This is a genomic window from Nonomuraea sp. NPDC004354 (assembly GCF_053602555.1).
The window spans coordinates 1,124,344-1,138,801 of the sequence record NZ_JBSGDV010000001.1 but is presented as its reverse complement, the minus strand read 5'-3'; the positions used below and the strand labels follow the sequence as shown (position 1 = coordinate 1,138,801).

General features: G+C 72.0%; 16 protein-coding genes and 1 pseudogene. 6 read left to right on the top strand and 11 right to left on the bottom strand.

Annotation, left to right across the window (positions count from 1 at the left end; all coding sequences use genetic code 11):
* Nucleotides 1-2 precede the first annotated feature (2 nt).
* The 5 genes from ACWENQ_RS05330 to uraD are packed head-to-tail and all read right to left on the bottom strand — an operon-like array spanning nt 3 to nt 2,973.
* Nucleotides 3-476 (bottom strand): (2Fe-2S)-binding protein, encoded by a 474-nt coding sequence (locus tag ACWENQ_RS05330; protein ID WP_354910514.1) that lies wholly within the window; start codon nt 474-476, stop codon nt 3-5.
* Complete coding sequence (locus tag ACWENQ_RS05325; RefSeq protein ID WP_452412939.1) at nt 476-1,336, bottom strand: FAD binding domain-containing protein; 861 nt, start codon at nt 1,334-1,336, stop codon at nt 476-478. Before ACWENQ_RS05325 ends, ACWENQ_RS05330 begins: the two co-directional genes overlap by 1 nt.
* 3 nt (nt 1,337-1,339) lie before the next feature.
* Nucleotides 1,340-2,203, bottom strand: coding sequence for a factor-independent urate hydroxylase (pucL, locus tag ACWENQ_RS05320; protein ID WP_449921199.1), 864 nt, complete (start codon nt 2,201-2,203; stop codon nt 1,340-1,342).
* On the bottom strand, nt 2,204-2,503 hold the full coding sequence (uraH, locus tag ACWENQ_RS05315; protein WP_354910116.1) for a hydroxyisourate hydrolase: 300 nt from the start codon (nt 2,501-2,503) through the stop codon (nt 2,204-2,206).
* Nucleotides 2,500-2,973 carry a 2-oxo-4-hydroxy-4-carboxy-5-ureidoimidazoline decarboxylase gene (gene uraD, locus ACWENQ_RS05310; RefSeq protein ID WP_452412938.1) on the bottom strand — a complete coding sequence of 158 codons (474 nt, stop codon included), beginning with the start codon at nt 2,971-2,973 and terminating at the stop codon, nt 2,500-2,502. Before uraD ends, uraH begins: the two co-directional genes overlap by 4 nt.
* 94 nt (nt 2,974-3,067) lie before the next feature.
* On the opposite strand from uraD, the gene ACWENQ_RS05305 reads away from it, so the two are divergent.
* The 3 genes from ACWENQ_RS05305 to ACWENQ_RS05295 are packed head-to-tail and all read left to right on the top strand — an operon-like array spanning nt 3,068 to nt 7,066.
* Nucleotides 3,068-4,648 (top strand): PucR family transcriptional regulator, encoded by a 1,581-nt coding sequence (locus ACWENQ_RS05305; RefSeq protein WP_452412937.1) that lies wholly within the window; start codon nt 3,068-3,070, stop codon nt 4,646-4,648.
* A 40-nt stretch (nt 4,649-4,688) separates the two neighbouring features.
* Nucleotides 4,689-6,182, top strand: coding sequence for a beta-N-acetylhexosaminidase (locus tag ACWENQ_RS05300; RefSeq protein WP_452412936.1), 1,494 nt, complete (start codon nt 4,689-4,691; stop codon nt 6,180-6,182).
* A 44-nt stretch (nt 6,183-6,226) separates the two neighbouring features.
* Nucleotides 6,227-7,066, top strand: coding sequence for a deoxyribonuclease IV (locus ACWENQ_RS05295; RefSeq protein ID WP_449921211.1), 840 nt, complete (start codon nt 6,227-6,229; stop codon nt 7,064-7,066).
* A gap of 314 nt (nt 7,067-7,380) precedes the next feature.
* On the opposite strand, the gene ACWENQ_RS05290 is transcribed toward ACWENQ_RS05295, so the two are convergent.
* The 5 genes from ACWENQ_RS05290 to ACWENQ_RS05270 all read right to left on the bottom strand — a co-directional run bounded on the left by ACWENQ_RS05290 (nt 7,381) and on the right by ACWENQ_RS05270 (nt 11,877).
* Nucleotides 7,381-8,940: a sodium:solute symporter family transporter gene (locus ACWENQ_RS05290; protein WP_452412935.1), complete on the bottom strand. Its 1,560-nt coding sequence runs from the start codon at nt 8,938-8,940 to the stop codon at nt 7,381-7,383.
* The gene (locus ACWENQ_RS05285; protein WP_452412934.1) at nt 8,937-9,254 is read right to left on the bottom strand and encodes a hypothetical protein; all 318 of its coding nucleotides are present in this window, start codon (nt 9,252-9,254) and stop codon (nt 8,937-8,939) included. Before ACWENQ_RS05285 ends, ACWENQ_RS05290 begins: the two co-directional genes overlap by 4 nt.
* Nucleotides 9,251-9,988 (bottom strand): LytR/AlgR family response regulator transcription factor, encoded by a 738-nt coding sequence (locus ACWENQ_RS05280; protein WP_354910099.1) that lies wholly within the window; start codon nt 9,986-9,988, stop codon nt 9,251-9,253. The genes ACWENQ_RS05285 and ACWENQ_RS05280 overlap by 4 nt, the downstream gene beginning before the upstream one ends.
* Nucleotides 9,989-10,054: 66 nt before the next feature.
* Nucleotides 10,055-11,191: a sensor histidine kinase gene (locus ACWENQ_RS05275; protein WP_452412933.1), complete on the bottom strand. Its 1,137-nt coding sequence runs from the start codon at nt 11,189-11,191 to the stop codon at nt 10,055-10,057.
* A gap of 53 nt (nt 11,192-11,244) precedes the next feature.
* Nucleotides 11,245-11,877 (bottom strand): molybdopterin-dependent oxidoreductase, encoded by a 633-nt coding sequence (locus ACWENQ_RS05270; protein WP_449921224.1) that lies wholly within the window; start codon nt 11,875-11,877, stop codon nt 11,245-11,247.
* 217 nt (nt 11,878-12,094) lie between these two features.
* Here ACWENQ_RS05270 and aroF point away from each other — a divergent pair, with 217 nt between their 5' ends.
* Nucleotides 12,095-13,129 carry a 3-deoxy-7-phosphoheptulonate synthase gene (aroF, locus tag ACWENQ_RS05265; protein WP_449921227.1) on the top strand — a complete coding sequence of 345 codons (1,035 nt, stop codon included), beginning with the start codon at nt 12,095-12,097 and terminating at the stop codon, nt 13,127-13,129.
* A gap of 118 nt (nt 13,130-13,247) precedes the next feature.
* Complete coding sequence (locus ACWENQ_RS05260; RefSeq protein WP_354910090.1) at nt 13,248-13,538, top strand: YiaA/YiaB family inner membrane protein; 291 nt, start codon at nt 13,248-13,250, stop codon at nt 13,536-13,538.
* Nucleotides 13,539-13,598: 60 nt separating this feature from the next.
* Here ACWENQ_RS05260 and ACWENQ_RS05255 read toward each other — a convergent pair whose 3' ends face one another.
* Entirely contained in the window at nt 13,599-13,784 is a 186-nt protein-coding gene (locus tag ACWENQ_RS05255; RefSeq protein ID WP_452412932.1) for a hypothetical protein, read from the bottom strand.
* On the opposite strand from ACWENQ_RS05255, the pseudogene ACWENQ_RS05250 reads away from it, so the two are divergent.
* A pseudogene (locus ACWENQ_RS05250) lies at nt 13,773-14,270 on the top strand (cytosine permease); the annotation flags it as partial. The gene ACWENQ_RS05255 and the pseudogene ACWENQ_RS05250 sit on opposite strands and share 12 nt — an antisense overlap.
* Between the last annotated feature and the right edge of the window lie 188 nt (nt 14,271-14,458).

Below are 14,458 nucleotides of genomic sequence, written 5' to 3'. Positions count from 1 at the left end.
GATCACGGCTGCGCCGCCTTCCTGGCGGCGGCCAGCCGTACGGCGTCGAGGATCTTCTCGTAGCCCGTGCACCTGCACAGGTTGCCGGCCAGCGCCTCGCGGATCTCCGCGTCGGTCGGCCGGTCGTTGCGCTGGATGAGGTCGTGCGCCTGCACGATCAGGCCGGGCGTGCAGAAACCGCACTGGACGGCGCCGCACTCGACGAAGGCCTCCTGGACGGGGTCGAGGCGGTCGCCGTCGGCCAGCCCCTCGACGGTGCGGACCTCGCGGCCCTCGACCTGGCCGGCAGCGACCAGGCACGAGCAGACCGGCGTGCCGTCCAGGTAGACCGTGCACGAACCGCACTCGCCCTGCTCGCAGGCGTTCTTGGAGCCCGGCAGGCCCACCCGCTCGCGCAGCACGTAGAGCAGGCTCTCGCCCTCCCACACGTCGTCGACGGCCTCGGTGCGGCCGTTGACGGTGAAGTTCACGCGCATCACGCGGCCCTCGCTTTCCGATAGTCGTTCCAGGCCCACGTCAGGGTCCTGCGGGCCATGACCGCGATCGCGTGCCTGCGGTAGTCGGCCGTGCCGCGCACGTCGTCGATCGGCGACGCCGCCGCGGCGCACAGCTCGCCGAACCGCTTGAGCACGGCCGGGTCGAGGCGGGCGTCCCAGTCGAGCTCGGCGGCCATGAACTCCTCGGCCTCCAGCGCGCGGCGCGGCGTCGGGGCGGCCGAGCCGATCCCGGTGCCGACCCGGCGCCGCGACGGGTGCAGTGCCACCGCGAACGAGCACACCGCGATCACCATGGCGTTGCGGGTGCCGACCTTGGAGAAGTACTGCGGTCCTTCGGCGGGCCGCATGTGGAAGGCCCTGATCAGCTCGTCGGGCCGCAGCGCGCTGCGCTTGACGCCCAGGTAGAACTCGGACGCCGGGATCATCCTGACCCCGCCGTCGCGCGACTCCACCTCGATGACGGCGTCCCCCGCCAGCAGCGGAGGGTGGCTGTCACCGGCGGGCGAGGCCGCGCCCAGGTTGCCGCCGACCGACCCGCGGTTGCGGATCTGCGGCGAGCCGACCGTCCGCGCCGCCTGGGCGAGCCCGGGCAGCGCGCCGGGCAGCTCCTCGATGATCCGCGTGTACGGCACGCCCGCGCCCACCCGGTACATCCCGTCGACCAGCTCGACCGTCTGGAGCTCGCCGACCTGGTTGAGGTCGAGCAGCGCGGCGGGCCGGTGCACGTCGAAGTTGATCTCCACCATCACGTCGGTGCCGCCCTGGACGGGCACCGCCTCCGGCTGGTCGGCCTTGGCGGCCAGCGCCTCCGCCCACGTGGTGGGCCGCAGAAAGTCCATGTCTCACTCCCAGGCGAACGCCGCGTCCGGCGCGTCGTCTCGCAGCACGCTGCCCTCGATCAGCCCGTAGGGCCGGTCGGCGGCATAGAAGACCTCGTTGTCGTTGTCCAGCCCGAACGGCGCCAGGTCCACCAGGAAGTGGTGCTTGTTGGGCATGGTGAAGCGCACCTCGCACACCTCGGACCTGGCCTCCAGCACGCGCCGCCCCATCGCGTACAGCGTCTGCTGCAGCGACAGGCTGTAGGTCTCGGCGAAGGCGTCCAGCAGGCACTGGCGCACCTCGGCGTAGGACTTGCCGAAGTCGGCGCCGGGCGCGGCGTGCCGCCACCGGGCCGCCACCGCGGTGGCCAGGATCCTGTCGGTGGTCGGCTGGAGGGTGGTGTACTCGTCGACGATGTAGCCGTGGAACTCCGAGCCGGTGGAGTTCAGCACGACCAGGTCGCGCAGGCCCGAGACCACGCTGGTGCGGCCGTCGCGGTCGTGGTGGACGACGCAGGTGCGCACCTCCCTGCCGCCGCGCACGAAGGAGTGGCCGCCGCCGATGCGCTCCCAGGCGTACTCCTCGATCTCCACCCTCGCGTGGTGGATGGTCGGCTGGGTGTCGACGAAGTGCCTGGCCAGAAGCAGCGCGAAGTCCTCGATCTGGTCGACGCCGTACTTCCTGGCGAAGGCGTAGGCGGTGTTCTTCTGCGTGTCGGTGGGCAGCACGGCGGCGTTGTCGCCGGTCAGGTGGACCGCCGCCATGTCGCCCGACAGGGAGCTGCTGACGTTGATGTCCTTGAGATGGTGGACCTCGCCGTCGCGGACGACGCGGACGAGCCTGGTCTCGGCCTTGCCGTACCGGTTGGGTCCGAGGATGACTGACATCTAGCTCCCTCTGTAGGTGGAGTAGGCGAACGGGCTGAGCAGGAGGGGGACGTGGTAGTGCTCGGCCGGGTCGGCGATCGTGAAGGTGATGACGACCTCGGGGTAGAAGGTGTCCTGGAGGTAGGAGCCGGTGTCGAAGACCACGCGGTGCACGCCCGCTCCGGGGTTCCAGCCCTTGATCCGGCCGTCGTCGTCCGTACGGCCCTGCGCCACCACCTGGCCCTGGTGCTCCAGCCGTACGTGGACGCCCGCGGCGGGTCGTCCCGTGACCGCGTCGAGCACGTGCGTCGAGAAGCTCATATCCGCGCCACCCTCAGCTTGGTGATCTTGGCCAGCTCGTCCCGCACGACCTCGCGCTCGGTGGCGGGGTCGTGCGCCAGGCGCGCCTTCAGCCGGGCGAGCATCTCCTGCCCGGACAGGCCGGTGGCGCACACCAGGTAGACGTGGCCGAACCTGTCCTCGTAGGCGCGGTTGCCCTCGGCCAGCGCCTCGCGCAGGTGGTCCTCGACTCCCGACTGCTCCTGCCTGCTCCAGGCGGACTCGCGGCCGGCGCCCTGGACCCGCTCCCCGATCCTCGGGTGGGCGGCGAGCGCCTCCTCGACGTCCGGCCAGTCCAGGGCACGGACGGCGGCGTCGGCGGCGGCGGTCAGCTCGGCCAGGTCCGCGTAGGGACGCCGGGCCGCCACCTCGCGGGCGAAGGCGCGGGAGGCGCAGCAGGTCAGCAGCTCCTCCTCCGCCTCGCCGGCGCTGAGGGCGTTGAGGTTGGACATGTCACGAGTACACACAGCGCTGATGTCCCCGGTCCAGCAGCAAGAACTCCGAAGTGCGCGGGGGGTTGGCCAGGTCTTTTCGTGTCATGCTCCAATGCACGTCCCGTTCACCCATCGGTTACCCTCCGAGTACATGCGGCTCAACGCGTTGCTCGGCATGACCGAGCTGGGCCTGTCCGTCGTGGCAGGTCACGACGATCTGGAGCGGCCCATCAGGTGGGTCGTCACCACCGACCTGCTCGATCCGGGCCGCTATCTCAGCGGCGGCGAGCTGGTCCTCACCGGGCTGATCTGGCGGCGCGCGCCCGCCGACAGCGAAACCTTCGTCAGGGCGCTGGCCAGGGCCGGCGCCTCGGGGCTCGGCGCCTGCGAGGCGCGCAGCGGCGATCTGCCCGCCGACCTGGTCGACGCCTGCCGCCGGCATCGGATGCCGCTCTTCCACGTGCCGCAGGCGCTGTCGTTCGCCGAGGTGACCGAGCACATCGTGCGGCACCTGTCCACGGCCAGGGCCTCCGACGTGACCGCGGTCCTCGACCGGCACCGCCAGCTCGTCTCGGGGGCGGGGCTCGACCCCGTCCTGGAGATGATCGGGCGTGACCTCGGCATGCGGTGCTGGGTCCTCACCTCGTCGGGGCGCCTGGTGTCGGGCTCGAGCCCGCTGGACCGCGACACGGCCGCCGCCATGGCCAGGACCTTCCTGACCGTCAAGCGGCTGCCCTGCTCGCGGAACGGGTACTCGATCTTCCCCGTGGACGAGCAGACCACCTCCAGGGTGGCCGACTGGTTCGTCGCCGTCGAGGGCTGCTTCACCGACTGGCCGGAGGAGCGTCAGGCGCTGGCGGGCGAGCTGGCCGCCGTCGCCGCTCTGGAGCGGGTCAGGCTGGACGACCGGCTCAGCCCGGAGGGGCGCATCGCCCAGGAACTGGTGCGCCTGGTGGTCACCGAGGGCAGGCCCAGCGACATCCTGCCCCGGCTGGAGGTCACCGGCCTGGCGGGGGCGCCGGGCTACGTCGCCCTGGCCGCCGCCGCGCACGGCGCGCTGCGCCCCGCCGAGCTGCGCGCCGTCGTCAAGGAGATCCTCTACGCGGCCACGCCCGGCGGCACCGGCCCGCCGCCGGGCGACCGACTGACTCCGCTGGCGATCGGCGTCGTCGGCGAGGAGGCGCTCGCGCTCGTGCCCTGCGACGATCCCGGCCTCACCGAGCGGGTCCGCGCCGCCGTGCGCGAGCTGGCCCCTGGGCTGGCCGGGGCCCGCCTGACGGTGGGCGTCAGCGGCACGGCCCCGGTCGAGGGGTTGCGCGGCGCGGTCGAGGAGGCCAGGTACGCCCGCCGGATGGCCGAGGGCAAGCCCGGGCCCGACGCCGTCGTGGGCCAGGACGAGCTGGCGACGCACGTCCTGCTGCTGGCGTCGGTGCCGGACGAGGTCCGCCACATGTTCAGGGTGCGCCTGCTCGACCCGTTGCGCTCCTACGACCAGGTGCACAAGGCCGACCTGGTCGGCACGCTGGAGGCCTTCCTGCAGTGCTCGGGTTCGTGGACCAGGTGCTCGGAGTTGCTGCACGTCCACGTCAACACCCTGCGCTACCGCATCCAGCGCATCCAGGACCTGACCGGAAGGGACCTGTCGCGCCTCGAGGACCGGGTGGACTTCTTCCTCGCCCTCCGCCTGCAGTAGGTGATATATGTAAAGAAACCTTACAATTCGGGAGGGCCCGTTGCCGCACCGCCGACTCGCCGCGCTCATGACGGCCTCCGCCCTCGCCGCCGGGTGCGCGGCCGACGCGCCGGACCCGACGAGCCCGGCCCTGATCCCGCTGCCCGTCTCCGTGCGGGCGAGCGAGGGCGGCTTCACCCTGGACGCCGGCGCGCGGATCGGGGTGCGCGAGGCGAGCGGGGTGCCCGTCGCCGAAGGGCTGGCCCGGCTGCTGCGCAGGGCCACCGGCTACGCGCTGCCCGTCGTACGGCAGGAGGCGGAGATCACCCTGGAGGTGACGAGCCGGCCCCCGGCGGGCGGTCTCGGCCAGGAGGGCTACACCCTCGACGTCACCCCCGAGCGGGTACGGCTGGCCGCCGCCACCCCCGAGGGCCTGTTCCGCGGCGTGCAGACGCTCCGCCAGCTCCTGCCCCCGCAGGTCGAGAGCGCCGGCCCGCAGCCGGGGCCGTGGACGATCGACGGCGTCCGCGTCGAGGACCGGCCGCGCTTCCCCTACCGCGGCGTCATGCTCGACGTCGCCCGCCACTTCTTCACCGTCGAGCAGGTCAAGCGCTACATCGACCTGGCCGTCGCCTACAAGGTCAACCACCTGCACCTGCACCTCACCGACGACCAGGGCTGGCGCATCGAGATCAAGAGCTGGCCCCGCCTGGCGGCCGACGGCTTCTACACCCAGGACGACTACCGCGAGATCGTGCGCTACGCCGCCGAGCGGTTCGTCACCGTCGTGCCCGAGATCGACACGCCCGGGCACACCAACGCGGCCCTGGCCGCCTACGCCGAGCTCAACTGCGACGGCAGGGCGCGGGAGCCGTACAGGGGGAGGGAGGTGGGCTTCAGCTCGCTGTGCACGAGCAAGGAGGTCACCTACCGCTTCCTCGACGACGTCGTGCGCGAGGTGGCCGCGCTGACGCCGGGGCCGTACCTGAACCTGGGCGGCGACGAGGCGCACAGCACCGACCCCGAGGACTACGAGAAGTTCGTCACGCGCGCCCACCAGATCGTCGACAAGTACGGCAAGCGCCTGACCGGCTGGGCGGAGATGACCTCGGGCGAGGTGGCCCAGCACTGGAACCCCCGCGAGCCCGACCGCGCCGTGGCTGCCGTGACCAGGGGGGCCAAGCTGATCATGTCGCCCGCCGACCGCTCCTACCTGGACATGAAATACACCGCCGGTACCGACTACGGCCTGGACTGGGCTGGACTGGTCGAGGTCGGCGACAGCTACGCGTGGGATCCGGCCACCCTCGTCGAGGGCGTGACCGAGAAGGACATCCTGGGCGTCGAGGCCCCGCTGTGGACGGAGACGCTGGAGACGCCCGACGCGCTGGAGTACATGGCCTACCCGCGCCTGCCCGGCATCGCCGAGATCGGCTGGTCGCCCGCCGCCGCCCGCTCCTGGGAGGACTACCGGGGACGGCTGGCCGCCCAGGCGCCCCGCTGGCAGGCACAGTCGGTGACCTTCTACCGCTCCCCCGAGGTGCCCTGGCACTGACTCCCACCTGGGATGTCACCGCGTGCGCCTAGACTGGCCCCATCATGAGCGCTACATCTCTCATCGGCGGACACGTCTCCGTCACCGGCGGCCTGGCCACGGGCGGCCTGAAGTACATGGCCGAGATCGGCGCCGAGATGGTCCAGGTGTTCGTCACCAACCCGCGCGGCTGGGCCCTGGCGGCGGGCAGACCCGAGCAGGACGCCAAGCTGGCCGAGTCCGGCGTCCTGTCCTTCATCCACACGCCCTACCTGGTCAACTTCGGCTCGCCGAGCCCCGAGACGCTGGCCAACTCGATCGCCGTCACCCGCCACACGCTGCGGCGCGGGGTCGAGACCGGCTCCAGGGGCGTGGTCGTCCACACGGGCTCGGCGGTCAGCCAGTCCCGCGACGACGCGCTGCGCCAGTTGCGCGAGCACCTGCTGCCGCTGCTGGAGGAGATCCCCGACGACGGCCCCGACCTGCTGCTGGAGCCGATGGCGGGCCAGGGCGCGATGCTGTGCGCCACCGTCCAGGACCTGGAGCCCTACCTGGCGGCGCTCGACTGGCATCCCAAGGCCGGCGTCTGCCTCGACACCTGCCACGCCTTCGCGGCGGGCCACGACCTGGCCGCCGCCGACGGGGTCACGCAGACCTTCGACGCCCTCCACCGGATCGCGCCGGGACGGCTGAAGCTGATCCACGCCAACGACTCCAAGGACGTGTGCGGGTCGAAGAAGGACCGCCACGAGAACATCGGCGCGGGCCACATCGGCGCGCAGCCGTTCGCCGACCTGATGCGGCACCCTGCGGTGGCGGGCGTGCCGATCTGCATCGAGACGCCGGGCAAGGCCGACAAGCACCGCGACGACATCGAGCTGCTGAAGAAGCTGCGCGACTCCTGAGCTCCGCCGGGCCCGTGGAGACGTAAAGGGGCGCGCCGCTCGCGCGATCCGGCCGCCCCCGTATGGCCGGATCGCGGTTCAGCACGCGGCCACAGCGGGCGCCCCTTCACGTCTACGGCGTGCGGGCCCTACCCCCCGGTAAAGGGCCCGACCACCGTTCGGTGACCGGCAGGTCACCGGAGGGATCCGCGCATCAGGCCCGTATGAGCCGGGTGGCTCGTCCCTCTGATGCGGCGGAGTGGCTCTCCGATGCGGAAACACTACGGTCGCGATCTTGCAGCTGAAACCCCGTTGGGCGACAGCTCGGTAAACGGTCAGTAGTCATCGATGTACGGAGAGTATTGCCGCGACGAGCGGTCGTTCCCGGGCGACGAGTGGTCGTCGGCGGGGCCCGCGATCGGTTCGGGCAGGTGCATCCTGGCCATCATCCGATCCACCCCCATAGGTACCCGACCTGGTGTGACCAGGGAAATCACCACCATCGCGACGAAGGCGAGCGGCACGGTGAACGCCATGTGATACACGGACACCGCCCCCAGTTTCACGCCTGCCAGGTCGCCGGCGGCGAGGGCCGCGGTGAGCCCGCCGCCCACCACCAGCCCGGCTGCGGCGCCCGCGGCGGTCAGCCGCCGCCACCAGATGCCGAGCACCAGCAACGGGCAGAAGGTCGCCGCCGACAGGCAGAACCCGAACAGCACGCCGATCACGGAGGTGCCGGGGGTGGTGAGCGAGGTGAGGGTCAGCGCCGCCAGCGCCACGGCGGCCGTGGCGAAGCGGAAGGCGCCCACGCCCGCTCTCGTCACGCAGGCCGACACGGCGCCGCTCACGGCGGCCAGCACGCCGCAGGAGGTGGCCAGGAAGGCGGCGAAGGCCCCGGCCGCCAGCAGCCCGGTCAGCACGTCTCCGGCCGTCCCCGGCAGCAGCGCCCCGGGCAGCAGCAGCACGACCTCCTCCTCGCGGGCGCCGGGCACGTGCACCCGGCCGAGGATGCCGTACAGCGGCGGCACCAGGAAGAAGACGCCGAGCAGCACCTGGGTGGCCACGATCGAGCGCCGCGCGGCGCGCGCGTCGCCGTTGGCGTAGACGCGCACGATGATGTGCGGCAGCCCCATGGTGCCGAGCGCGCACACCAGCAGTACGGCCAGCACACCCGGCAGTGAGGGCTCGCCCGCCCCCGCCAGCGCCTCCCCGTACGGCGCCGCCAACCCCTCGAACCCCTCCAACCCCGCCGTCGCCCGCGCCCCGCCCCGCCCCCCGCACCGCCAGGCGCACCACAGCACCAGCGCGACCCCGGTGAAGACGACCAGCTTGAGCCAGTACTGCACCGCCTGCACGCTGGTCACGCTGCCCATGCCCCCGGCCAGCGTGACGACGACCGAGACGAGCGTGACCGAGACCCAGCCCGTCCACGTCGGCATCCCGGTCAGCACGCGCAGCACCACCCCCGCCGAGTGGAGCTGGGCGACGAGGTAGAGCAGGCCGATCGCCAGCACATGCCAGGTGGCGAACCTGCGCAGGGCGACCGACCCGAGCCGCCACTGGGCGAAGTCGGGCAGCGTGAAGGTGCCCGAGCGGCGCAGCGGCGCCACCACCAAGGCGATGACGACGACGTAGCCCGCCGCCGCGCCCACCGGGTACCACAGCGCCGACGCGCCGTGCAGGGCGATCAGGCCGGCCAGCCCCAGGCAGGCCGCGGCCGAGGTGAACTCCGCGCTGATCGCCGCCCCGTTCCACCACGGCCGGACGGTCCGCGCCGCCACGTAGAACTCCGCGGCGCTGGTGTAGCGCCGCGGCCGCACCACGCCGACGACCACCGAGATGACCACCACGAACGCGATGCCGACCGCCGACGCGGCGACGCTGCCGCCGCTCACCTGTCGCGTTCCGCGCGTTCCGCCCGTCTGAGCTGGAGCACGGCCAGCACCACCCACAGCGGCTGGACGGCCATCGTCACCACCAGCCAGTCGCCCCGCGCCGTCAGCAGCGGCAGGGCGACCAGCGCGGCGAGCACCGCCGCGACCGTGGCCAGCGCGATCCTGGCCTGCCTGCCCATGAGCGCCCTGACCCGCGCGTCACTGACGGCACCGTCAGAGGCGAGCGGCACGGGGGCCCGCGGCACGACGGCACGCCGCCGGGGACCGCGCCGACGAGCGGGCCGCCTGACCACGAGCACCCGCCTGCCGCTCACGTGAACGCCTTGTACTGCCGCACCAGCTGCTCCCTGACCTGCCTGGTGTGGCGGCGGCTGACGGGCAGCGTCTCCCTGCCGACGGTCAGCGTCACCCGGCCGCCGTCGAACCGCAGCTCGCTGACATGGCGGGCGGACACCAGCGTGCTGCGGTGCACCCTGATGAAGCCCGCGCCCGCCCACCGGCGCTCCAGCGCGGCCAGCGACATGCGCACCAGGTAGCCGCCGTCCGGCGTGTGCAGGCGCACGTAGTCGCCCTTGGCCTCGGCGTACCACACCGCCTGCTGCGGCACGAACCTGGTGACCCCGCCGAGCTCGACCGGGATGACGTCGTCACAGCCGTGGTCGGCGGCGGGGGCGGCGGCCGCCTCGAGCCTGCGCACCGTCTCGGCGAGGCGTTCGGCGCGCACCGGCTTGAGGAGGTAGTCGACCGCCTCGAGCTCGAAGGCCTGCACCGCGCAGTCGTCGTGGGCGGTCACGAACACCAGCCGGGGCGGACTGGGGAAACCGCCGATCAGCCGGGCCAGGTCGAGCCCGTCGAGCCCCGGCATGCGGATGTCGAGGAAGACGCCGTCGAGCCGCTCTCCCGCCCCGATCATCTGCACCATGTCCTGCAGCGCCGTGACACCGTCCGAGGCCGTCGCGACATGCTCGACCCTGGCGTCCTGACGGAGCAGGTAGGCCAGCTCCGCCAAGGCGGGGACCTCGTCGTCGACGGCCAGCACGCGTAGCATGACCTTTACGCTGCCTCAAGAACGCGCACGTCACAAGTGACACGCCAGCTTTGCGTAAAGATTTGACTACAAAGAGCTATGGTGGCTCTTGGGCACGCGGAGCCTCACCTTGGTGCCGGCGCCGACGCCGGTCTCCACGACCAGGCCGTAGTCCTCGCCGTAGATCTGCCGCATCCTGACGTCCACGTTCGCCAGGCCGATGCCGCCGCCCCCGCGGTGCGGGTCGTCGTCCAGCAGCCGGCGGGCGGTCTCGGGTTCCATGCCCGTGCCGTCGTCCTCGACCGTGATGTGCGCCTCGGGGCCGGCGTCGCGGACCACGATCCTGACCTCGCCGACGCCGTCGCGGCCGCCCATGCCGTGCTTGATGGCGTTCTCCACCAGCGGCTGCAGGCACAGGAACGGCACCGGCACCGGCAGCACCTCGGGCGCGACCTGCACGCTGAAGCGCAGCCGGTCGCCGAAGCGGGCCCGCTCCAGCAGCAGGTAGCGGTCCACGCAGGTCAGCTCGTCGGCCAGGGTGGTGAAGTCGCGGGCCCTGCGCAGCGCGTAGCGGGAGAAGTCGGCGAAGTCGAGGATGAGCTCGCGGGCCCGGCACGGGTCGGTCCTGACGAACGAGGCGATCGTGGTCAGCGCGTTGTAGACGAAGTGCGGGGAGATCTGGGCGCGCAGCGCGCGCAGCTCCGCCTCCAACGCCCGCCGCCTGGAGGAGTCGAGCTCGGCCAGCTCCAGCTGCCCCGACACCCACCTGCCCACTTCGGTGACCGTGCGCACCAGCGCCGCGCTCACCTGCCGGTCGTAGGCGGCCAGCGCGCCCACCACCGTGCCCTCGACCGTCAGCGGGACCACGACCGCGCCGTTCGGTTCGCCCGCGAACACGTGCGGCCGCCCGGAGGCCAGCGAGGCGCGCGCGTGCGCCAGCACCTCCTCGGGGCAGGCCCCGTCGCAGGCGAGCGCCGCGTCCGTGGAGGTGATCGCGACGGCCGAGGTGCCGAGCAGCGCCCGCAGATGCCGTACGGCCCTGCGCGCCGACTCCCGTGTCAGCCCCGTCCGCAGCGCGGGTGCCGCCAGCGCCGCCACGTGCAGCGTGGTGAAGGTGGCCGCACCCTTCCAGCGGCCCTCGGGGAGCACGGGACGCCTTCTGGCCAGGGCGAACCCCGCGACGAACGCGAAGGCGGCCAGAACCGCGCAAGCCGTGGTCGACATGCGCGTAACGGTAGCCAACAACGCACTGTGTCCGGGCGGGAACGGAGCGAGAGCTAGGGCGGCGGGCCCTCGCCCGGCTCCTCCTGGTAGGAGTAGCGCTGCTCCTTCCACGGGTCGGCCACGTTGTGGTAGCCGCGTTCCTCCCAGAAGCCGCGCCTGTCCTCGACCAGGTACTCCACCGCGCGCACCCACTTGACGCTCTTCCACGCGTACAGGTGCGGGACGACGATGCGCAGCGGGAAGCCCCGCTCGGGCGCCAGCGGCTTCTCGTCCAGCTCCGTGGCGAAGAGCGTGCCGGGCGCGGTCAGGTCGGACATCCTGAGGTTGGCGCTGTAGCCGTACTCCGCCCAGATCATCACGTGGCGGACGCCGGCGGCCGGCGGCGCGGCCGCGATGATCGTCTGCGGGGTGACGCCCGACCACTCGTTGCCCATGAGTGAGAACTTGGTCACGCAGTGGAAGTCGGCCAGAACCGACGTCCGGGGCAGTCGCCCGAAGTCCGTCCAGGTGAAGCGGTGCTCCTCGCCCGACGCCGTCGCGCCGAAGACCCGGAAGTCCCAGGTGTCCGGCTTGAATCGGGGCACCCGGCCGTAGTGGATGACGGGTCGGCCGCGTGGGATGTACTGGCCTGGGGGCAGGCGCGACTCCTCCACGATCACTCCCTCACCGACTGTGTTCCAGGCCATCCTCCCATCCCGGGTGCGGCGTCGCGGACGCGGTGCCTGGCTTGTCAGGTCTCCGGCATGCGCTACTATTGCCGGACTATGCGGATCACCTTCCTGTTTTGGTATGGCGACGGACCCGATCGGACCGTTCGCCATCTGGTGATGCGCTAGCACACAGGCGAACGAAGGCCCCGGGTCCATGAGGACTCGGGGCCTTCGTCATTTTCGAGGAGAGAACATGGTCATCGTGATGGGCTCCGAGGCGACGCAGGGCGACGTCGAGGCGGTCGTCGGCCTCGTGCAGGCGGCAGGCGTGGAGGCGTTCGTCAGCAGGGGGGTGCAGCGCACGATCATCGGGCTGGTAGGCGACGTCACGCAGCTCAGCGCCGTCAACCTACGCGGCATGAGCGGGGTGCGCGACGTCATGCGGGTGTCGACGCCGTACAAGTTGGTGAGCAGGGAGAACCACCCGGACAGGTCCACCGTGCACGTCGGCGGGGTGCCGATCGGCCCCGACACCGTGACGCTCATCGCGGGGCCCTGCGCGGTGGAGACGCCGCAGCAGACGCTCGAGGCCGCCCAGATGGCCAAGGCCGCGGGCGCGACGCTGCTGCGGGGCGGCGCCTACAAGCCGCGCACCTCCCCGTACGCCTTCCAGGGGCTCGGGGAGAAGGGGTTGCGCATCCTCGCCGACGTGCGCGAGGAGACGGGGCTGCCGGTCGTGACCGAGGTCGTGGACGCCCACGACGTCGACCTCGTCGCCTCCTACGCCGACATGCTGCAGGTCGGCACGCGCAACGCGCAGAACTTCGCGCTGCTGCAGGCGGTCGGCGCGGCGGGCAAGCCGGTCATGCTGAAGCGCGGCATGAACGCCACCATCGAGGAGTGGCTCATGGCCGCCGAGTACATCGCCCAGCGCGGCAACCTCGACATCGTGCTGTGCGAGCGCGGCATCCGCACCTTCGAGACCGCCACCCGCAACACCCTGGACGTCTCCGCCGTCCCGGTCGCCCAGCGGCTCTCGCACCTGCCGGTCATCATCGACCCGTCCCACTCGGGCGGCCGCCGCGACCTGGTGCTGCCGCTGACCCGCGCGGCGATCGCGGTCGGCGCCGACGGCGTCATCGTGGACGTGCACCCACACCCCGAGCAGGCGCTGTGCGACGGCCCGCAGGCCCTGGTCGACGGTGACCTGCGCGAGCTGGCCACGACCATGCGGACCTTCCCCGCCCTGCTGGGCAAGGGCCTGACCGGCGACACGGTCACGGTCTGACCAGGCAGGGGGCTCAGGGCTGGTACGGCCGGCGCGCCACGAACCGCCTGCCGTACTCACGAGTAACTAAGTATTTCTCCGCATGTGTCGGGCGCTCGTGGCGTCTCATCATCGAGCCATGAGCAAACCGATCCAGCCCTCCCAGACCACCGCCTACTACGTGCAGGCGGTCCTGTCCTTCGGCGCGTCGCTCGCCGCCGTGGCGATCGGCGTGGCCTACCTGCCGGTCTCCGGATGGATCAGGGCGTTCCTGACCGTCGGCGTCCTTTACGTGATCACGTCGGCGTTCACGCTGGCCAAGGTGGTACGCGACCGGCAGGAGCTGAGCGCGATGACCAACCGGGTCGACCAGGCGCGCCTCGACAAGCTCCTCGCCGAGCACGATCCCTTCAAGGTCGACACCCCCTGAGCGCGACGGCCCCCCTGATGGGACGGACCTCTGACGGGACGGACCCCTTGACGGGACGGCTCACAGGCTCGCGTCGCGGTGGGTGAGACGCCCGTCGAGGACGGTGAGCAGCACGGGCAGGTCGGGCAGGCCGGCCGTCGCGGTGATCGTGGCGGGCAACCTGTTCTGGGTGCTCACCGGCGTGCTCGCGGTCTCGGGCCCGGCCGCCGGCGCGCCCAGCGAGGTGATCACGGCGTGTACGGGCACGCCGTGATCGTGAAGCTCTACGTCCCGATCACCCTGGCCCTGGCCGCCGCCTTCGCCGTCGTCGCGGTCAGCGTCCTCGGGCACACCGACTTCTCCTACACGCCCCCCGAGCCGCTGACCGGCGTCGACCTGTGGGCCGTCCTCGTCGCCGGTGTCACCCTCATCGCCTCCGGCCCGCTGTCGTACACCACCAGCGCCGACTTCTCCCGCTACCTGCCCCGCGCCTCGTCACCGATGGCGATCGTGGGATGGACCGCCCTGGGCAGCTTCCTGCCCAGCGTCATCGTCTGTTCCCTGGGCGCGTTCGCCGCGACCGCGGTCGACATGACCGACCCGCAGACCGCGCTGGAGAAGATCCTGCCCGGCTGGTTCACGCCCGCCTTCCTGCTTGCGCTGGTCCTCGGCACGATCGCCGTCAACGCCCTGACCGCCTACAGCGCCGGCATGGCCCTGCAGGCCGTCGGCGTCCGCGTCCGCCGCTCCCTCAGCGTGATCGTCGACGGAGCCGTCGCCGTCGCCCTGACCCTGTACGCGCTGCTCGTCTCCGACTTCCTCGGCACCGTCAGCGACGTCCTGCAGCTGACCCGTGGGCATGGTCGTCGCCGCGGCGCTCTACGCGCTCCTCATGCGGCGACCGATCCGCGAAGGCCTCGGTCCGGGCCGGGAGGAGACCC